General features: G+C 46.2%; 16 protein-coding genes. 2 read left to right on the forward strand and 14 right to left on the reverse strand.

Annotated elements, in window-relative coordinates; translation table 11 throughout:
- Positions 1-9 precede the first annotated feature (9 nt).
- Complete coding sequence (locus tag HMPREF9389_RS10025; RefSeq protein ID WP_002927911.1) at positions 10-1,179, reverse strand: MFS transporter; 1,170 nt, start codon at positions 1,177-1,179, stop codon at positions 10-12.
- 194 nt (positions 1,180-1,373) lie between these two features.
- Between HMPREF9389_RS10025 and def the strand changes: the two genes are divergently transcribed.
- Positions 1,374-2,006, forward strand: a complete 633-nt coding sequence (gene def / locus HMPREF9389_RS10020; RefSeq protein WP_002927912.1) for a peptide deformylase — start codon at positions 1,374-1,376, stop codon at positions 2,004-2,006.
- Positions 2,007-2,067: 61 nt separating this feature from the next.
- On the opposite strand, the gene HMPREF9389_RS10015 is transcribed toward def, so the two are convergent.
- The 5 genes from HMPREF9389_RS10015 to HMPREF9389_RS09995 form a co-directional block, all read right to left on the reverse strand.
- Complete coding sequence (locus HMPREF9389_RS10015) at positions 2,068-2,298, reverse strand: GlsB/YeaQ/YmgE family stress response membrane protein (RefSeq protein ID WP_002893807.1); 231 nt, start codon at positions 2,296-2,298, stop codon at positions 2,068-2,070.
- A gap of 94 nt (positions 2,299-2,392) precedes the next feature.
- Positions 2,393-3,634 (reverse strand): aminopeptidase, encoded by a 1,242-nt coding sequence (locus tag HMPREF9389_RS10010; RefSeq protein WP_002927915.1) that lies wholly within the window; start codon positions 3,632-3,634, stop codon positions 2,393-2,395.
- A 21-nt stretch (positions 3,635-3,655) separates the two neighbouring features.
- Complete coding sequence (locus HMPREF9389_RS12110; protein WP_002893811.1) at positions 3,656-3,808, reverse strand: hypothetical protein; 153 nt, start codon at positions 3,806-3,808, stop codon at positions 3,656-3,658.
- A 19-nt stretch (positions 3,809-3,827) separates the two neighbouring features.
- Positions 3,828-4,514 (reverse strand): class I SAM-dependent methyltransferase, encoded by a 687-nt coding sequence (locus HMPREF9389_RS10000; protein WP_032906159.1) that lies wholly within the window; start codon positions 4,512-4,514, stop codon positions 3,828-3,830.
- Between the two features lie 11 nt (positions 4,515-4,525).
- Positions 4,526-8,914: a PolC-type DNA polymerase III gene (locus HMPREF9389_RS09995; RefSeq protein WP_002927917.1), complete on the reverse strand. Its 4,389-nt coding sequence runs from the start codon at positions 8,912-8,914 to the stop codon at positions 4,526-4,528.
- 165 nt (positions 8,915-9,079) lie between these two features.
- Here HMPREF9389_RS09995 and HMPREF9389_RS09990 point away from each other — a divergent pair, with 165 nt between their 5' ends.
- Positions 9,080-9,619: a hypothetical protein gene (locus HMPREF9389_RS09990; RefSeq protein WP_002927920.1), complete on the forward strand. Its 540-nt coding sequence runs from the start codon at positions 9,080-9,082 to the stop codon at positions 9,617-9,619.
- Positions 9,620-9,675: 56 nt separating this feature from the next.
- On the opposite strand, the gene HMPREF9389_RS09985 is transcribed toward HMPREF9389_RS09990, so the two are convergent.
- From HMPREF9389_RS09985 to ulaG, 8 genes are all read right to left on the reverse strand, one after another.
- The gene (locus HMPREF9389_RS09985; RefSeq protein WP_023916976.1) at positions 9,676-10,056 is read right to left on the reverse strand and encodes a PH domain-containing protein; all 381 of its coding nucleotides are present in this window, start codon (positions 10,054-10,056) and stop codon (positions 9,676-9,678) included.
- 90 nt (positions 10,057-10,146) lie between these two features.
- The gene (locus HMPREF9389_RS09980; RefSeq protein WP_002927922.1) at positions 10,147-11,997 is read right to left on the reverse strand and encodes a proline--tRNA ligase; all 1,851 of its coding nucleotides are present in this window, start codon (positions 11,995-11,997) and stop codon (positions 10,147-10,149) included.
- Positions 11,998-12,062: 65 nt separating this feature from the next.
- Complete coding sequence (gene rseP, locus HMPREF9389_RS09975; protein ID WP_002927926.1) at positions 12,063-13,319, reverse strand: RIP metalloprotease RseP; 1,257 nt, start codon at positions 13,317-13,319, stop codon at positions 12,063-12,065.
- Positions 13,320-13,545: 226 nt separating this feature from the next.
- Positions 13,546-14,349 (reverse strand): phosphatidate cytidylyltransferase, encoded by an 804-nt coding sequence (locus HMPREF9389_RS09970; RefSeq protein WP_002927931.1) that lies wholly within the window; start codon positions 14,347-14,349, stop codon positions 13,546-13,548.
- An 18-nt stretch (positions 14,350-14,367) separates the two neighbouring features.
- A complete protein-coding gene (locus HMPREF9389_RS09965; protein WP_002927938.1) occupies positions 14,368-15,117 on the reverse strand; it encodes an isoprenyl transferase in 750 nt (249 codons plus the stop codon).
- Between the two features lie 230 nt (positions 15,118-15,347).
- Positions 15,348-15,683 carry a preprotein translocase subunit YajC gene (gene yajC, locus HMPREF9389_RS09960; RefSeq protein WP_002927941.1) on the reverse strand — a complete coding sequence of 112 codons (336 nt, stop codon included), beginning with the start codon at positions 15,681-15,683 and terminating at the stop codon, positions 15,348-15,350.
- Between the two features lie 178 nt (positions 15,684-15,861).
- Positions 15,862-17,838 (reverse strand): transketolase, encoded by a 1,977-nt coding sequence (tkt, locus tag HMPREF9389_RS09955; protein WP_002927945.1) that lies wholly within the window; start codon positions 17,836-17,838, stop codon positions 15,862-15,864.
- A 298-nt stretch (positions 17,839-18,136) separates the two neighbouring features.
- Positions 18,137-19,228, reverse strand: coding sequence for an L-ascorbate 6-phosphate lactonase (gene ulaG / locus HMPREF9389_RS09950; RefSeq protein WP_002902226.1), 1,092 nt, complete (start codon positions 19,226-19,228; stop codon positions 18,137-18,139).
- Positions 19,229-19,273: the final 45 nt, after the last annotated feature.

The raw sequence follows: 19,273 nt of genomic DNA on the forward strand, positions 1-19,273 counted from the left end.
TATAACCTCCTAGCTTTTTGGAGCCAATCCGCTCTTTTCTTTGCTAAATCTTAGAACAAAGAGCGAGGTCAGAATCATAGCCAGCCCCAAAACGCTGAAGATAAAGGCTGGAGCGTTAGAGAATCTCCCAATGAAACTGAGGACAAATGTAGTGGCAGTTGCTCCGATACTGCAGCCTAAAATCACGATAGAAGTGGCTTGATTGAGGAGGTGGGCGGAAATGCGCTCGGACAGGGTGTAAAAAATGGTCGTCAGACCGACACTATAGACAAAGCCAGCGCTAATAGTAGCCATGCTGAGTGACAAGAGATTAGGTGAGAAGCCAATGATAATCTGAGTCAGGCCAAAAACCAGACCAGAAAGCATCAGCAGTTTATCTCTAAAATGACGGGTCAAACTAGCAAAGCTGATACCCGCTGCAATCCCAATCAACTGCATCAAGGAAAGAATCATACCTGCAGTCTGGGCCGTCCCCATGCCAGACTTCTCTACAATCCCCGGCACGCGCACATTGATGGCAATATAGGTCAGCACAATGACCCCCGCCACAAAGGCAAAAGCTAGACTCAGCTGCCAATCATGACTGCTTAGCTTAGGAGTCAATTCAGACTGCTCGTGCTGCTTTTCAGAGGCCTTGTCATAAGGGACAAAAAGCAAATAAAGCGCCAAAACCACCAGTCCAAAGGTGTAGACCAGAAAAGCGGCCTGCCAGCCGAGAGGAAGAAGCCGACTGACGCCAAAAGTCAAGAGGGCTGTCCCGACTACTTCTGCTGATCCCCTCAGTCCTAAAAGCCGAACGCGTTCCTGTCCCTTGTAGCGCTCGCTAACAATCGAAATCGCCTTGGCATTGAGCAGACCGATTCCCATTCCAAAGACAAGCCGAGAGGCAAACATAAGCCAGTAAGACTGATTAAGAAGAGGAAGAAGCCCGCAAAGTGAAAAAATCAGAAGCCCGCTCACAATCATCTGACGCTCTGTCAGGTATTTTTCAATGACCCTATTAAACAGCAACATGAGCATAATCCCAGCCGAAGGCAAAGAAACCAGAAGTTCTACCCAACTTTCTGGAATGCCTTTATAAAAAGCAAACATGGCCGACTGGGCACTGGAAATCGAAAAAGCCGTAGTCAGAATCAAAGAAAGCGAGAGGATACTCACCTTTTCCATCAATTTTTTCATTCTATTTTCCTTTAAAATTCACACTACCTCTATCATACAGTTTTTTGGGTCAAGACGCAATTTCTTTGCCAGGAATATTATGGGTCGCTGTGGCTCCATTCAAAAAGCAGGCACCCCCAGCCAGTCAAAACCGCTCCCGCCTTTATTTCTTGGAGGTTTTATGTTATGATGAAGGATAGAAAAAGGAGAGAATCATGTCTGTGAGTGAAAAAAAATCTGTTATTGAACGATTAACCAAACCAGCCCATTTAATTGATATGAAGGACATTATACGCGAAGGCAATCCGACCCTGCGCGCTATCGCTGAGGAAGTCAGCTTCCCTCTGTCTGATCAGGACATCATTCTGGGTGAGAAGATGATGCAATTTCTCAAGCATTCCCAAGATCCAGTCATGGCAGAAAAAATGGGGCTGCGCGGTGGTGTTGGTCTAGCTGCTCCCCAGCTGGATATTTCCAAACGGCTCATCGCTGTTTTAGTTCCCAACCCTGAGGACGAAGAGGGCAATCCGCCTAAGGAAGCTTATAGTTTGCAAACACTGATGTACAATCCTAAGATTGTAGCTCATTCCGTTCAGGATGCAGCCTTAGCTGATGGTGAAGGCTGCCTATCAGTCGATCGAGAAGTACCGGGCTACGTGGTTCGGCATGCGCGAGTCACCGTGGATTACTTTGATAAGGACGGTCAAAAGCATCGTATCAAGCTCAAGGGCTATAACGCCATTGTTGTTCAGCATGAAATCGACCATATCAACGGCATCATGTTCTACGACCGAATCAATGAAAAAGACCCATTTGCAGTCAAAGACGGCATGTTGGTGATTGAGTAAATAACTTGCATATCATTATCAAAAATACCTAGATAGAAACTATCTAGGTATTTTTTCTATTCTAACTATCCCGTCTCCAGAAAATAGCCAAGAGGATAACTGCTCCTAGCACTGATGGAACAATAGCTGTATCAGCAAGCATTGGTCCCCAATGGCCAAAGAGAAATTGACCAATCAAAGAACCAAACCAACCCAAGAGGATTTTTCCGATACAGCCCATGCGCTCCCCGCGGCTGGTAATAGCCCCGGCGATAAGGCCGATGATAAAACCGACAAACATACTACCAATCATATATTCCCCTTCTTTCTATATTTCTAGCAAGGCTTCTCAAGAAGCAAGTGGAAACTATCATTATGGAATGCGCCATTCAAGTCAGCTTGAAATCTTAGATTGCCCAGTCTCCATTTCTAAAGATTGCTACACGGCTGCCGTCTTCACGGATACCGTCAATATCCATCTGATTTGATCCAATCATAAAATCAACATGGACATCCGAGCGGTTGAGACCAGCTGCTTCCAACTCTTCTTCGGATAAATTCTCGCCGCCGACCACACTAGTCGCATAAGCTGCACCGATAGCCAAGTGGTTAGAGGCATTTTCATCAAATAGGGTATTAAAGAAGGTAATGCCTGACTGAGAAATCGGGCTTGGATCTGGTACCAAGGCACACTCACCCAAAGCACGCGCACCAGCATTTTCAAAAACAAGATCCTTCATAACCTGGTCGCCCTTTTCAGCAGTAATGTCCACAATCTGTCCATCCTTGAAGGTCACCTTGATGCCTTCAATGATGTTGCCATTGTAGCTGAGAGGCTTGGTGCTGGTCACATAACCTTCAGCTCGGCGGAAGTCCGGTGCTGTAAAGACTTCTTCTGTCGGCATGTTAGCAATGAAATACTCGCCTTGAGCGTTAAGACTGCCAGCCGACTCCCAGTGGTGGTTCTTGGGCAAGCCCAGTGTCAGGTCTGTTCCCGGAGCTGTGTAGTGCAGGGCAGTAAATTGCTCCTCATTTAGAACCTTAGCTTTTGAGCTGAGCTTTTCTTCATGCGCCTGCCAAGCGGCTACTGGATCATTCTCATAGACACGGCAGGTTTTGAAAATCTGATCCCAAAGCAAGTCTACCGCTTCCTCATCACTGGCTGCGTTTGGAAAGACCTTCTTAGCCCACTCTGTACCGGCTGCTGCAGCGACTGTCCAGCTGACTTTATTGGATTGGGTTGCAATCCGCATCGGCTTCATGGCTATCCCCATAGCCTTAGCAGAAGCCGATAATTTCTCGGCATCCACGCCATTTAAAGCTCCTGGGTCAGATGAACGAACGCCCAAGCGGCTGGCTTTCTTTTCGAGGAGATAGTTCATCTCAGCCACCTTATAGTCTGGAACATTGTCCAAGCGCTCCATCGGTGCATGGAGGAATTTCTCCCGCGTAGTCAAATCATCCGCCCACTGGACGATGACCTCGTGAGCACCCAGAGCATAGGCTTCCTTGACAATCAAGTGAGCCAGCTCACGCTGCTCCACATCAATATTGAGCGCCACCGTGTGACCCGGCTGCACATTAATACCATTGGCAACCAATAGTTTAGCGTATTTTTCTAAGTTTTCTTTAAAATTTGGCAGAACCATGCTGCTTCTCCTTTTCTTTTGTTATTTCTCTTTAAATAAGGACAGCAGGCTAACCGCTGCTACCGTACCACAAATCAAAGCGGTCATTTTCAAAATCGTATCTGGATCAAGATCCAGCTGGTAATCAAACACTTTTTGCGCTGGCTTATCTTCGGCATTTATTCTAAGTTTCATGAGAGAGTCCTTTCCTTTGTTAACCATCTATTGGTTTATGATGCCAGATGACTTTCATATTCCAACCATCCTGAATTAATTTACAGCCTGGCAGCAACTTCCCATAAATCTCTTCATATCCTTTTTTAGAAAGGTAGCGATCTGTTGCTAAATGATTGAGCCAAGATTTGGAGGTGCTATGTTTGAAGATTCTTCTGGCATTTTTCAAGCCGAATCTTTTCCAGTGTCGAGGAAAATCTAAATAGGCACCTACAACATAGGTCCAAGTTGAAGGAGTGGGCTTTTCTGATACATTGTCCATAACAAACAGGATGCCACCTGGCTTTAGTAATTTCTTACATTTTTCCAAAGCTTCAGGGATGTCCAAATGATGAAATGTCGTTCGACTGAAAATAAAATCAAATTGTTTCTCAAAAACAGCGGTTAAAAAATCATCCTGCAGTAATTCTACATTCTGTAAATCTTCTTTTTCTACTTTATCTTTTGCTATCTGCAGAAAATCCACAGAAAGATCTATTCCTGTCACATGTTGAAAATATGAAGACAGAAAAATGCAGGTATTCCCTCCGCCACAACCAATATCCAAAGCGGAAACTCTACGGTCAGGCAAATTATCCAGTAGATAATCGGGCTTGCCTTCCAAAAGAGTAGTTACCCAATCATATTCTAAAGCAACCGCATTAAATTGTTCCGTAATATTTTCCATAAACATCCTTCTTAAAAAAACTCATCAAACAGACTCAACTGGTTATCCTCGGGCATATTTCCTAGAATACCCATGTCGTCCATTTTTTCGACTAGGGTGCTAGAGAGGCCGCCGCGTTTGCGGAGTTCTGTCTTAGAGAGAAATTCGCCTTCTTCCCGCGCTCTGACCACTTGGCGGGCAACGTTATCCCCCAGACCGTCCATGGCAGAGAATGGCGGGATAAGGGTGTCCCCTTCGATGAGAAACTCGGTCGCATGACTCTTGTAGAGATCTAGCTTTCCGAATTTGAAGCCTCGCTCCAGCATTTCATTGACGATTTCCAGAGTCGTATAAAGGTCAATTTCTACATTGGAAGCTTCGTTGTTCTTGCGCTTTTCAGCGATTTCGCTCATCCGGCGTTTGACGGCATCAAGTCCGCCACTCATGGTCTTAATATCAAATGCCTTGGCCCGAATAGAGAAGTAGGCACAGTAGTAATAAATCGGATGATGTACCTTGAAGTAGGCCACCCGCAGGGCCATCATAACGTAGGCTGCCGCATGGGCCTTGGGAAACATGTACTTGATCTTTCCACAGGACTCGATGTACCACTCTGGCACATTGTTTTCCTTCATGGCTGCGATGTAGCCGTTGCGCTCTTCTTCAGAAATCTTCAGCCAAAGGCCCTTCCGCACGCGCTCCATGATCGTAAAGGCCATCTTAGGATCCAAGCCCTTGTGCATGAGGTAAACCATGATGTCGTCCCGACAGCCGATAACGGTAGACAGGTCGGCAATCCCTTGCTTGATCAAGTCCTGAGCATTACCCAGCCAAACATCCGTACCATGAGAGAGACCAGATAGCTGTAAGAGCTCGGCAAATGTCGTCGGATGGGTCTCATCAACCATACCCCGTACAAAGTTGGTCCCAAACTCCGGAATTCCCAGCATACCAGTCGGTGTGCCGATTTGCTCCTGAGTCACACCCAAAATGTCTGTACCAGAAAAGAGGGCCATGACGCCAGCATCATCCATAGGAATGTCATTGGGATCAATGCCAGACAAGTCCTGAAGCTTCCGAATCATGGTCGGATCATCGTGTCCCAGAACGTCTAGCTTGAGGACATTTTCATCGATATCATGGAAGTTAAAGTGGGTGGTTTGCCACTCGGCCGTCACATCGTCAGCTGGATATTGGACTGGTGTAAAGTCATAAACATCCATGTAGTTAGGGATAACAACGATTCCGCCCGGGTGTTGTCCAGTCGTCCGCTTGACTCCGGCAGCTCCCTGCGCCAGACGCTCAACTTCCGCGTCTCGGTAGAATTTCCCGTAGTCGCGCTCATAGCCCTTGACAAATCCATAGGCCGTCTTAGCCGCAACGGTACCAACGGTCCCAGCCCGAAAGGCGTATTCTGAACCAAAGATATCCCGCACGTCCAAATGGGCGCTTGGCTGATCTTCTCCGGAGAAGTTCAAGTCAATATCAGGTACCTTGTCTCCGTCAAATCCAAGGAAGGTCTCAAAAGGAATATCCTGACCGTTCTTACTCAGCTTGTGGCCGCACTCTGGACAGTCCTTATCCGGCATATCAAAGCCAGAACCATAGGAGCCGTCCGTGATGAACTCGCTGTATTGGCATTTGCCACAGACATAGTGGGGCGACAGGGGATTAACCTCGGTAATTCCAATCATGGTCGCGACAAAGCTGGATCCAACAGACCCCCGTGAACCTACAAGATAGCCCCGCTCATTGGAGCGCTGCACCAACATCTGCGAAGCCAGATAAATCACGGCAAAACCATTACCCAAGATGGAGGTCAACTCTTTTTCGATCCGCAAGTCCACGATATCTGGCAGCGGATTGCCATAAATCTCAAAGGCTTTTTGATAGGTCAGCTCAGCAACTGTCTCCTCAGCCTTGTCAATGAAAGGCGTATAGAGGTCGCCCTTGACCACCTCTACCGGCTCAAAGGTCTCCGCCAGCTGATTCGGATTGGTGATAACCAGCTTCTTAGCCAAATCCTCGCCTAGGAAGGCAAATTCGTCCAACATTTCATTGGTGGTCCGGAAGTGAGCCTTAGGGAGCGGCGCAGGCTGGGCATTTTCACCGTGACCAATAGTCCGGTTAATCATGGCTCCCTGACCGAGACTCCGTACGATAATCTCACGATAGATTTCTTCTTCCGGCTCGATATAGTGGACGTTTCCCGTCGCAAGGACAGGCTTGCCCAAGCGATCTCCGACCTCAATCAGATTGCGAATAATGGTCTGCAGTTCTTCCTGGTCCTTGATTTGTTCCTTGGCAATCAGCGGTTCATAGATAGCCGGCGGCATGACCTCGATAAAGTCATAATACTTGGCTACTTCGACAGCCGCATCTACCCCCTGAGAGACAACAGCGTCATAAACTTCGCCCTCTGAGCAGGCCGAGCCTAAAATCAAGCCTTCACGATGGGCATCCAGCACAGTCCGTGGAATCCGCGGGACACCTTCAAAATATTTGGTATTGGACAGACTGACTAACTTGAAAATATTCTTTAGTCCCGTCTGATTTTTCACATAAATAGTCGCATGCTTGACCCGAGCTTTCTTGTAGGAATTCTCATCGACCAGATCCGTATTCAAATCCTTGAGATTGGTCACACCATGCTTTTCAGCCACATCCTTGATAAAGATAAAGAGGAGGCGGCCCGTCGCTTCCGCGTCATAGTTGGCCATGTGGTGGTGCTCCAGAGCAATCTGGAAACGCTTGGTCAAAGGCCCCAGACCATGACGCTTGTACTCTGGATAGAGGTTGCGGGCAAATTCCAGTGTGTCAATGACTGGCTGAGTAATCTTCGGCAAGCCATGACGCTCATAGTTGACATTCATAAAGCCTACGTCAAAGGTAGCATTATGGGCCACGAGCACACTGTCCTTGCAAAATTCCTGAAACTCTTTCAGCACTTGCTCTAGCGGTTTGGCATTGCGGACATGCTCATCTGTAATCCCGGTTAGATCCGTCGTAAAGACCGAAAGAGGATGCCCAGGATTGATAAACTCATCAAACTCAGCGATGATATTGCCCTTGTGCATCTTGCTGGCAGCGACTTGAATCAAGTCATTGTAGACCGCTGAAAGCCCTGTTGTTTCCACGTCAAAGACTACATAGGTCGCATCGCTCAGCTCCATATCTACTTCATTGTAGACGATGGGCACCCGGTCTTCTACAATATTGGCCTCCATGCCGTAAATCAGCTGAATACCAGCCTTCTTGGCAGCCTTATAGCCATGGGGAAAGCTCTGCACATTGCCATGGTCGGTAATGGCGACAGCCTTGTGGCCCCACTTGGCGGCCGTTGCCACGATTTCCTCCACCTCAGGTAGGGCATCCATAGTAGACATATTAGTATGAGCGTGAAACTCAACCCGCTTCTGCCCCTCAGGCATCAAGTCCTTGCGCTCATAGTGGGTGACGGCCTGCACATCCTGCACATTCATGGTCAGGTCGCGGGTGAAGTTGTTCATCTCCACATTTCCCCGCACGCGCAGCCAGGCGCCCTTCTTAATCATGTCAAACTTCTTGGCTTCTTCTTCGTTTTTCATCCATTTTTGCAAGGAGAAGCTGGAAGTATAGTCTGTCATCTTGAAATTGAGCAAGACTCGGCCAGTCCGAGTGACCTTCTGCTCCAGGTCAAAGACCATTCCCTCAAAGACCAGACGGTTTTCCTCAGTCTGAACTTCAATCATAGGGGTAATCTCTGTTTTGTCCAGCTTTGGTTTAGCCACAGCCTTGCGAGCTTGGAAGTCATAGGTCGGCTTTTCCTCTGGCGGTGGTGCCATCTGCTGCAGGGATTCCATGGCTTTGAGTGCTTCTTCATTGGCCGCCTGAACAATCTTGTCATTCTCCGCCTGGAAATTCTCCGCTTGTTGCTGGGTCAGTTCATCGCTGTGCTGAACCTGACAGGTCAGCTGAGGAAAGCCGTACTTGACTAGCTGCTGGCTGAGATTGGGCAGGTGGTTCTTGCGAAAATGCTCCGTATCAATGGTCGAAGCCCCCTCAATCAGCAGCTTGTCTCCATCCAAATGAACCTGCAATTCCTGATAAAGACTCTTAAATCCATGACTGGCACAAGGTCCCTCTTCAAAAGCCTGCTGGTAATAAGCCTGCAAGAGCTCATCCGATAGCTGAGGAGCCTGACAGTGAATTTCAAAAACAGCTTGATTGCCCGTCTTAGAAAACTCTTGAGCTAGGCGCTTCTGCAATTCCCGAAAAATCTCAATAGGCAGAATATTCGCAAAAGAAAAATGAAACTCCCAGACCCGACTGACCTTGTGGACCAGAACCTTCTCTATTTCTGCATTCAAAAAGGCCTCTGAATTTCTCATTTCCAGTGGCATATCCAGCTGATTCATTAAAATTTCAAACTTGTTTGACATGACATTTCCTCGTACAGTAGTGACCCTATTTTACCATAAATCAACACTTTTTTCGACAGAAAAAGAGTAGGGCAAAGCGCGACTCCTACACAATTGTCAATGCATTCTCTTGATACTAAGTTATGATATAATAGAACAGAACATTTATCAAAAGGAGTCTTAATTGTGAAGAAAATTCTATTAGCCAGCGCTTGTCTGCTGACCCTGACTGCCTGCAGTATGCCTAATCAGCATAAGCAAGAAAACAAGCCCAAGCAAAATCAGAGTCAAAACAAAGCCAAAAAAGAAAAGACTGAAAGAAAGACTTTTTCTTACAATATTCCTAACGGTTACAGTAATAAAATTGTTGTTTATTATCAGAAAAATAAGATTCTAGCCTTCGATTTTATGGCTGGTAAACCAACACAAGAGGACGAGCAAAACAAGAGTACTGAAGAAATCAACAACATTTATCAAGAAGAATTGAAAACTGGTGATTTTTATGATAAATTTAGCAAGTTAGACGGAGTCACAGTTGAAGTCAAAGTTTCAGCAGACAGGAAAACTGTTGAACAAATTGCCCACTTTGACCTCAGCAAAGCAAATAAAAAACAAGTGATGGCTGCTTTAGGAGAAACATCTGAAGACAATCTGTTCAAAAAGCTTAAGGAAAAGCCCGAAGATTTCTTCTCTTATCTGCTATCTCAAGGATTCACAGAAGAATAAAAAAGGCTTTCTGAGTGATTTAACTTTACAGTTAATGCTCAGAAGGCTTTTTCTGTCTATCTTAACACTGCTTCTGCCAAAGCCTTTTGAATGGCTATAACGCTGCGGTCGCTGGTAAATTGAAGGACTTCTGCTGGCTCTTGAGCGCTGGAAACCCAGATTTTCAGTTCAGCATCTAGGTCGAAATGACCCGCAGTTTCAACTGAGAAGCGACTGATAGAGCGATAAGGAAAGGACTTATAAGAAGTCTTTTTGCCAGTCATTCCCTGCTTGTCGACCAAGATTAAACGCTTATCTGTAAAAACAATCAAGTCACGAATGAGGCTAAAAGCCAGTTCCACATTCTCTGTTGATGTCAGAATATCCTCCAATTGTCTTTCTGTTTTTTCAATATCTTTCTGAGAGGCATTGCCTAATAAACCGCTGAATAATCCCATCATTCGGTCCTCCAATCTATTTTTTCCTACTATAGCATTTTCAAGACCAATAAGCAAAAGAAAACTGCCAGACAAAACTGGCAGTTTGTTTTATTTTGTCAAAATAGACAAGGTTTCTAGCAGATTATCGGAGTGGACTTCAATGGTATCGCCAGTAGCCTTAATCTTGACTTCGACAATGCCTTCTGCAGCTTTCTTACCAACTGTCACACGGATTGGGAGACCAATCAAATCACTGTCGCTGAACTTAACACCAGCTCGCTCATTGCGATCATCCACCAAGACCTCATAACCAGCACTTAGCAAGTTAGCCTCGATTTGGTCAGTTAGAGCCAAGGCTTCCTCGTCCTTGACATTGACCGGAATCAAGTGCACATCAAATGGTGCCAGCTCTTTCGGGAAGTTGATGCCCCAAGCATAGCGGAATTCACCCTTAGGAGTTTTATTGACAAAGAGACGGGCATGCTGCTCCATAACAGCAGACAAGAGACGGCTGACGCCGATACCGTAACAACCCATAATCATCGGTACTGCTCGGCCATTCTCGTCTAAGACATTGGCGTTCATGCTTTCAGAGTAGCGAGTTCCCAGCTTGAAGATGTGCCCAATCTCAATCCCACGAGCAAACTTGAGAACACCTTGACCGTCCGGCGAAATTTCACCCTCACGAACCTCACGGATATCCACATACTCAGCGGTAAAGTCACGACCTGGATTGACACCAGTCAGGTGGTAACCATCTTCGTTAGCACCAACTACTGCATTAGCTAGATCTTGCACCTTACGGTCAGCAATGATTCTCACACCTTCAGGCAGATTGACTGGCCCTAGTGAGCCAAAACCTGCTCCTAGGAGCTGACGGACTTGATCTTCACTCGCCACATCAAAGAAATCCGCTGCCAAATGATTTTTCAGCTTGACTTCATTAAGCTGGTCATTGCCGACCAGAAGAGCTACGACAGGAGACTCGTCAGCCATGTAAACCAAGGTCTTGATTGTCTGGCTTTCATCCAGTCCAAGGAAGGCAGCAACTTCGTCAATTGTCTTGCAGTCAGGCGTTGAAACGCGGGCTACTTCTTCCTCAGTCACGACACGTCCTGCTGGCTTGTATTCATCTGTCGCCATTTCAAGGTTGGCAGCATAGCTGGACTCACTGGAGTAGGCAATGGTATCCTCACCAGATACCATCCAGCTGGTCAATTCTGTCCGAATAGCTTCCTGAACATCCTCAGGAATTTCATCAAAGCTGGCTACAGACTTGTCCAAGACCACCCAGCGGTTCAAATCCGTCCGGTCCGGCGTAATGGCCATGAATTCTTGGCTGTCCTTACCCCCCATAGCACCGCCATCACCGATAATAGCTTTGAAATCCAGCTCGCTGCGGGTAAAGATTTTCTCATAGGCAGACTTGTATTCATCATAAGCTACATCCAAGCTGTCATAGTTAGCGTGGAAACTGTAGGCATCTTTCATGATAAACTCACGCGTCCGCAAGAGCCCGTTACGAGGACGTTTTTCATCGCGGTATTTAGGCTGAATCTGATAGAGATTGAGCGGCAGCTGTTTGTAGGATTTAACCGAATCATGGACGATAGCCGTAAAGGTTTCCTCATGGGTTGGCCCTAGGATAAAGTCTGATTTCTCACGATTTTTAAGCTTGTAGAGGTCTTCACCATAGGTCTCATAACGGCCAGACTCGCGCCAGAGGTCTGCACTGAGCAGGGCAGGCGCCAGCATCTCAACCGCACCAATCTTGTCAAACTCTTCCCGCATGATTTTTTTTGCTTTTTCAATCACGCGATTGGCCAGCGGCAGATAAGAATAAACTCCGGCTGAAACCTGACGGACATAGCCAGCCCGCAGCATGAGAGCGTGGCTGATAACTTGAGCATCGCTAGGCATCTCACGCAGGGTTGGAATTAACATTTTACTTTGTTTCATAAAAACAAAACTCCTTGACTTTCATTGAATAATTTCTTTTTCATAGTTCTAAGAACTTTAGTTTCCTAGAAGAATAATTTCATAATATCGTTCCAGGTAACGGCAATCATCAAGATGACCATAATAGCCACTCCAGACAGAGTGATATAGGTCTCCGTTTCTCTTTTCAACGGTTTTCTGCGGATAGCCTCCAGAATATTGAGGACGATTTTTCCACCATCCAAGGCTGGAATGGGAATCAGGTTGAAAATACCGATATTGAGCGACAGCATGGCCAAAAGGCTGAGTACTGCTGGCAATCCTTGCTCTGCAGCTTGGCTGCTGAAATTGTAAATAGCGACCGGACCGCCCAGCTTATTGATATTGAAGTTGAAGACGATATCTTTCAGAGCTGACAAAATGCGAACCGTGGTAGACCAAGCTGCAGTAAAACCGCCAATCACCTTGTCCCAGAAGCCTGTCTTGACCGTCGGGGATACACCCAGCAGATAACGATTTCCGTCTTTTTTAGGCTGTACAGTAATCTCTTTCGTTTCGCTGCCGTGTTTGTAGGTAACAGACAAGGTCGGTGCTTCCTTGCTCTTGGCAGTGATTTTTGCCAGAGCGCTGGTTAGATCCGCCCAGTTGCCAATCTCATAGTCATTAATCTTAAGGATTTGGTCATTATTTTGAACCCCAGCAGCTGCTATGGCACTACCATCCATGACTTGAAAATGATTGCTGTTCTCATCGCGAACGCCACCCTGAACAAAGGCCAGCAGCATAAATACCAGCACGCTCAGGATGAAGTTATTCATAGGCCCAGCAAAGTTGGTGATGAGGCGACCCCAGATACTAGCATTCTGATATTGAACATCCAGCGGTGCAATCCGCACCTCAGTGCCATCTTCTTCAACAATCGTTGCATCATGATCTACTGCACAAGTCTTGAACTCGTCAAGGACCAGACCTGTGATTTCCAGCTTTTCCTCAAAGTCAAAGCCGGTCACATTCATAGGCAGAGCTGTCTGGTCAACCTTTTTGCCAGAGAGATTGATGCGAACCACCTTGCCCTCTGCATCCAAGGTCAGACTAGCCGGTGTCCCCACCTTAATGTCAGTGGAATCTTCCCCCCAGCCGGCCATGCGTACATAGCCCCCCAAGGGTAAAATCCGAATCGTATAGGCCGTCCCGTCCTTGCCAATATGGGAGAAAATCTTGGGTCCCATACCGATAGCGAACTCTCTGACCAAAATGCCGGACTTCTTCGCAAAGTAGAAGTGTCCGAACTCATGGACCACCACAATGATCCCAAAAATAATAATAAAGGTTATAAACTGCATGGACTTCTAATTTTACCTTTCCTAGAAATCTTGTTTTTTTCTTTAAATCAAAGAAGGAGCAGAAAACGGCCAAATACCGAGCTTCCCGCCCCTGCATAGCTGACACTTTTGAAAATAGGTTACAAGCTCAACTCAAAATTTTGAACTCTAAATCCTAGTTCCTTCTCAGATTTTGCGGTCTTTGGACAAACTTGCCATCCCCTGCTTTCAGCCATGCACAACTGTCTTAGAACAAGCCGAAGAAATGCATCAGCGGAAAAACGAAGAGAAGGCTGTCAAAACGATCCAAGACACCGCCGTGGCCAGGAATGAATTTACCAGAATCCTTGACCCCGAAATGACGCTTGACTGAGCTTTCGACCAAATCACCTAGCTGGCCTGCAATACTAAAGAGCACTGCCAGAATCAAAAAGACAAAGGCATTATAAGGTGCGTACACTTGCGGTCGAACCAACATGAAGATTCCAGTCACTAGAACGGCTGATAGAATGCCGCCCAAGCTTCCTTCAATAGTCTTATTAGGAGAAACTCTCGGCGCCAGCTTTCTTTTACCGAAACGCACCCCGACCAGATAAGCTCCGCTGTCCGTAGCCCAAACGATAAAGAGAGCTAACAGGACCTTGTCAATATTCATCAAGCGGGCATCAATCAAGGCATTAAAACCAAGACCGACATAAAAACTAGCTGCAATCGGATAGGCCGCATCTTCAAAAGTGTAGTTAGAACCTAGAACAGTCGAAATCAACAGAAGGAAGACGACCAAGCCATAGGCCAAGACATTGCCATCGACCGGCAGAAACTTCAGATAGTTCTCTAGAGGCAGGGTTAGGACAAAGGCTGCCAGCATGGCCAAGACACCCTCGATTGTCGCCGTCGGCAGACCTTTCATTTGGAGAAATTCATGCACCGCCAGCATAGCCAGCAGCCCCACAAAAATCTGAAAGATGACGCCTCCTGTCAATACCAGAGGAATAAAAATAGCAAGAGCGATTCCTCCAAAGATTAGACGTTTTTGTAAATTTTTACTCATACTCTTTTACTTTCTCCCTTAAACACCGCCAAAGCGTCGATTCCGACGGCTGTATTCTGCAATTGCAGCCTTCAAAGCCTTCTCATCAAAGTCAGGCCAGAGGATATCCGTAAAATACAGCTCACTGTAGGCTGACTGCCAAGGCAGAAAATTGCTGAGACGTAGCTCTCCACTAGTCCGAATCACCAGATCCGGGTCACGCAGCATCTTAGGCAAATTGCTGGTATAGAGGTAGTTGCCAATGATGTCCTCAGTAATGTCACCGGGACTGAGTTTGGCATCCAGAACATCCTGAGCAATCTCTTTAACAGCCTGATTGATCTCATATCGGCCACCGTAGTTTAGAGCAAAATTGAGAATCAAGCCTGTATTGAGCTTGGTTAGGCTTTCAGCCTTTTCCAGAGCTTCAAATGTCGCCTTAGGAAGCTTAGCCGTATCACCAATCATCTGGATTTTAACATTGTTTTTGTGCAGCTCCGGCACATAGCGGTCGTAAAATTCAACCGGCAGATTCATGATAAAGGAAACTTCCTTTTCCGGACGAGACCAATTTTCCGTTGAAAAGGCATAGACAGTCAAGACCTGAACACCCATTTCCTTGGCAGCAATCGTCACCTTTTGCAAGGTTTCCATGCCAGCCTTATGGCCGAACACGCGCGGCTGCATCCTTTTTTTGGCCCAACGGCCGTTGCCGTCCATAATAACAGCAATGTGCTTTGGAACATTCAGCGGTGCGTTCAGCTTTTCTTTTTTCTTAAAACTAAACATACTTTTTATCCTATTTAAAGTTTTATCAGTTCATTATATCATAAATCCTTGGAATGTGGGCAATTCATCCGCTTTTTCAAGCCTGAGAGCATAAAATAAGGACAGAATGTCAACCAGAGAATCCAAACTCACCCATCTTGTCCAAACTGCGAGGCAGATAAGGTTGCAATCAAACACCCCTAGCTACATGAACCAAAACAAAAAAAACAGCCCGCAAGCTGTTTCTTTCTTTACTCTTCAATCGCTGATTCTTCCTCGGGAAGGTCAACGCTTCCCTCACCGCCAGCAACAGCAGGAATCCCCTCAGTCAATGGCAGTACAGTCTTAATAGCTGTCAGTTCAAAAGTCAGGTAAACACCGTCCACATCCAGAACGACTGTCTTTTTATCTGTGTCCACTTCATCTACCGTTCCATACAAACCACCGATGGTAATAACTTCATAACCCTTTTGCAGCTTGTTAAGACTTTCCATACGCTGTTGAGCCTGTTTCTTTTGGGCACGCATTTGGAAATAGGTCATCCCTATCAGTACAACTGCAAAGACAATAAGCATAGTTGGATTCATATATTTTCTCCTTCGAATGTCATATATGAACTACTATAGCAGATTTCCCTTATTTTTACAAGACGATTCTGACTTTTCAGGCAAAGTCCGTCTCAAGTCGGAGGAAGCGTGACTGACCTAACGACATTTTCTAAAAAAGCAAAAATCAGGATGACCGACACCCTGATTTTATGTCTTTTTATTTAAGATTTTTAACAACTTCTGCTACGTGCTCAACTGTAAAGCCGTATTCTTCCAGAACCTTGCCTGCTGGAGCAGATGCACCGAACTGGTCGATTCCGATAACTGCACCATCCAGACCCACATACTTGTACCAAGGCTGGCTAGCTGCCATCTCGATCGCTACGCGGCGACGAACTGCATTTGGCAGAATTTCTTCTTTGTAGACTGAATCTTGAGCATCAAAAAGTTCTGTTGATGGCACGCTGACCACGCGGATTTTAGCACCTTCTGCTGCAAGTGCTTTAGCAGCTGCAACAGCCAAATTAACCTCAGAACCAGAAGCCAGCAAGATGGTATCGAAATCTGCTCCTGTTTCGTAAACGACATAAGCACCTTTAGCTACCTTGTCAAAGTCTGTGCCTTCTTCAACTGTCAGATTCTGACGGGTCAAGACCAGAGCAGTCGGAGTAGATTGGCTCTTAAGGGCCAGGTACCAAGCTGCCTGAGTTTCACGCGCATCTGCTGGGCGGAAAACAGTCAGGTTTGGAATGGCACGCAGACCAGCCAAGTGCTCAATCGGCTCATGAGTTGGGCCGTCTTCACCTACTGCAATAGAGTCGTGAGTAAATACATAAGTCACTGGTAAACCTTGTAGGGCAGACAAACGGACAGCTGCCTTGACATAGTCTGAGAAGACGAAGAAGGTACCACCGTAAACGCGAAGACCACCATGAAGCGCCATACCGTTGAGAATTGTTCCCATAGCAAACTCGCGCACACCAAATTGGATATTGCGGTTGAGACGGTGGGCATCATCCTGCAAGCCGTCTTCCTTGATGTAGGTCATATTGGAATGAGCCAAGTCAGCAGAACCACCGAGGAAAGTTGGAAGGACCTTAGCTGCTGCATTAAGGGCATCCTGACTAGAATTACGGGTTGCTTGAGAGAAGCCATTTTCAAGCACTGGGAAGTCTTCTGGTTTGATTTCTACTGGATCCTGACCAGCAATGATAGCTGCTACTTCTGTCGCCAAATCTGGATGGGCTTGCTTGTAGTCCTCTACTAACTGTTTCCAATCATCATATGCTGCTGCACCACGCTCTGCTACATTTGTGCGGTAGTCAGCATAGACTTCCTCAGGAATCTCAAACGGCGCATAGTCCCAGCCCAAGGCTTGACGAGTAGCTTCTGCTTCTTCTGCTCCAAGAGGGGCGCCGTGAACTGCATTAGTTCCTTGCTTGTTTGGAGAACCGTAACCGATAACCGTCTTAACTTCAATCAAAGATGGCTTGCCGGAAGATTTAGCTTCATTGATAGCTGCATCAATCGCTGCAAGATCTGTCCCATCTTCTACCAAGGCAGTATGCCAGCCATAAGCTTCATAGCGGGCACGAACATCTTCTGTAAAGGAATCCTTGGTCTCTCCATCTAGGTTGATATCATTTGAATCATAGAGAACAACCAGCTTGTCCAGCTTTTGCAGACCAGCGTAAGAAGCAGCTTCAGCTGAAACACCCTCCATCAAATCGCCATCACCACAGATGACATAAGTGTAATGGTCAAAAATTGGGAAGCCATCACGGTTGTACTTAGCAGCCAAGAAACGCTCTGCCTGAGCAAATCCAGTAGCTGTAGAAATACCCTGTCCCAGTGGGCCAGTAGTGGCATCAACACCAGCTGTGTGCCCAAACTCTGGGTGACCTGGTGTCTTAGAACCCCATTGGCGGAAGTTTTTAATTTCCTCTATGCTGACATCTTCAAAGCCAGACAGATGAAGCAAGGCATAAAGCAACATAGAGCCATGTCCTGCAGACAGGACGAAGCGGTCGCGGTTAATCCAGTTTGGCTGTTCTGGATTAATACGCAGTTGTTTAGTAAATAAGTCGTAAGCCATCGGCGCAGCGCCCATGACTACACCTGGGTGACCTGACTTAGACTTTTCAATCGCGTCAATCCCTAAAAAGCGAATGGCATTAACTGATAATTGTGACATTGGATACTCCTTATTTTTACTATGACCTGTTCTGACATCAGAACAGGATAAACAACGGTCGTAGAAACGAAAAATTGTCTCATATCTATTATATGAAAATTATCCCTATATCGCAAGATAGGGATAATCTCATCGGATACTTTCTGAAGCCTTTATTCATCTGAACTCATGCCTCATCAAGTAGAAAAAAACATTTTATAATCAATGAAAATCTAAAAGCAAACTAGAAAGCTAACCAAGGACTGAATTTGATCACAGCATGGCAGGGCTGACAAGGTTTAAAGATTTTCAAAGAATTTTAAAGGAGGGCTTTAAATTGAATATTGGACTCTTGCTCGAAACAGTCATCAAAGCCACGAGGATGGTGGTATTCGATTCTATCTTTGTCCAGAGGATAGGTATACTTGCCGCCCACTTCCCAGATGAATGGATGGAACTGATATTGAAGACGCTCTTTGCGCATCTTCCACAAGGCTAAAATCTCATCCGTTGAAGCCATAAAGTTGGACCAGATATCATAATGAACTGGGATGATGACCTTAGCCCGCAGGTTTTCAGCCATACGCAGTAAGTCGATAGACGTCATCTTATCCTGAATACCGACAGGATTGTCACCATAGTTATTGATAGCTACATCAATCTGGAAGTCCTTACCGTGCTTAGCAAAGTAGTTAGAGAAGTGAGAGTCTGCACCGTGATAGATGGTTCCGCCTGGTGTTTCAAAGACATAGTTAACGGCCTTGCGTGCCATTTCTTCATCGGTCACAGCCAGTCCAGCCAGTTCCCCATCTTGAGCTTCAGCACCTTCGACTGGCAGAGTCACCAGACAGGTACGGTCAAATGATTCAACAGCTGTCACCTTGATGTCCTTAAACTCAAAGCTTTCACCTGGCTTGATAACGATGATGCGTTCTTCAGGCACACCCCATTTTTTCCAAATCTCGCCGCACTCATAAGGTCCGACAAACTTAACATGGTCTAAGTTAGGATTGTTCACAATAGCCGCTGCGGTATTGATGTCAATGTGATCGCTATGGAAATGAGAAACCAAATAATAATCTAGTTCATTGATAGCAAAAGGATCAATCACCATAGGCTGCACACGCAGATTGGGCTGAAGCTTGCGGACACCGGCCATATTAGCCATTTGATGCCCTCTGACCATATCTTTGACCTTTTTGGTTGATTTTCCTCGGTTAGACCACAGATCCATGACGACATTGGCACCGCCCGGCGTCTTAATCCAGACACCGCAGTTGCCCAGCCACCACATAGCAAAGTTGCCTTCTGGCACCACTTCTTCTTCAATTTCTTCATTGAGCCAAGTGCCCCATTCTGGAAAAGTTGACAAAATCCAAGATTCTCTGGTAATGTCTTTCACGTTCGGCATATTCCATTCCTCCTCAAAAAATGATTGATTTCTATGCTTCTAGTA

Origin of the sequence: Streptococcus sanguinis SK355 (genome assembly GCF_000212855.1) — a bacterium.
GTDB lineage: Bacteria > Bacillota > Bacilli > Lactobacillales > Streptococcaceae > Streptococcus > Streptococcus sanguinis_A.

Bases quoted from the DNA above. Each gene is read 5' to 3' on its own strand.
- HMPREF9389_RS09995 (WP_002927917.1), bottom strand. From the start codon at position 8,914: ATGTCAAACAAGTTTGAAATTTTAATGAATCAGCTGGATATGCCACTG.
- tkt (WP_002927945.1), bottom strand. From the start codon at position 17,838: ATGTCACAATTATCAGTTAATGCCATTCGCTTTTTAGGGATTGACGCG.
- def (WP_002927912.1), top strand. From the start codon at position 1,374: ATGTCTGTGAGTGAAAAAAAATCTGTTATTGAACGATTAACCAAACCA.
- HMPREF9389_RS10015 (WP_002893807.1), bottom strand. From the start codon at position 2,298: ATGATTGGTAGTATGTTTGTCGGTTTTATCATCGGCCTTATCGCCGGG.
- HMPREF9389_RS09985 (WP_023916976.1), bottom strand. From the start codon at position 10,056: ATGGGATTATTCAGCGGTTTATTAGGCAATGCCTCTCAGAAAGATATT.
- ulaG (WP_002902226.1), bottom strand. From the start codon at position 19,228: ATGCCGAACGTGAAAGACATTACCAGAGAATCTTGGATTTTGTCAACT.
- HMPREF9389_RS10025 (WP_002927911.1), bottom strand. From the start codon at position 1,179: ATGAAAAAATTGATGGAAAAGGTGAGTATCCTCTCGCTTTCTTTGATT.
- HMPREF9389_RS09970 (WP_002927931.1), bottom strand. From the start codon at position 14,349: ATGAGTAAAAATTTACAAAAACGTCTAATCTTTGGAGGAATCGCTCTT.
- yajC (WP_002927941.1), bottom strand. From the start codon at position 15,683: ATGAATCCAACTATGCTTATTGTCTTTGCAGTTGTACTGATAGGGATG.
- HMPREF9389_RS10000 (WP_032906159.1), bottom strand. From the start codon at position 4,514: ATGGAAAATATTACGGAACAATTTAATGCGGTTGCTTTAGAATATGAT.
- HMPREF9389_RS10010 (WP_002927915.1), bottom strand. From the start codon at position 3,634: ATGGTTCTGCCAAATTTTAAAGAAAACTTAGAAAAATACGCTAAACTA.
- HMPREF9389_RS12110 (WP_002893811.1), bottom strand. From the start codon at position 3,808: ATGAAACTTAGAATAAATGCCGAAGATAAGCCAGCGCAAAAAGTGTTT.
- HMPREF9389_RS09965 (WP_002927938.1), bottom strand. From the start codon at position 15,117: ATGTTTAGTTTTAAGAAAAAAGAAAAGCTGAACGCACCGCTGAATGTT.
- HMPREF9389_RS09980 (WP_002927922.1), bottom strand. From the start codon at position 11,997: ATGAAACAAAGTAAAATGTTAATTCCAACCCTGCGTGAGATGCCTAGC.
- rseP (WP_002927926.1), bottom strand. From the start codon at position 13,319: ATGCAGTTTATAACCTTTATTATTATTTTTGGGATCATTGTGGTGGTC.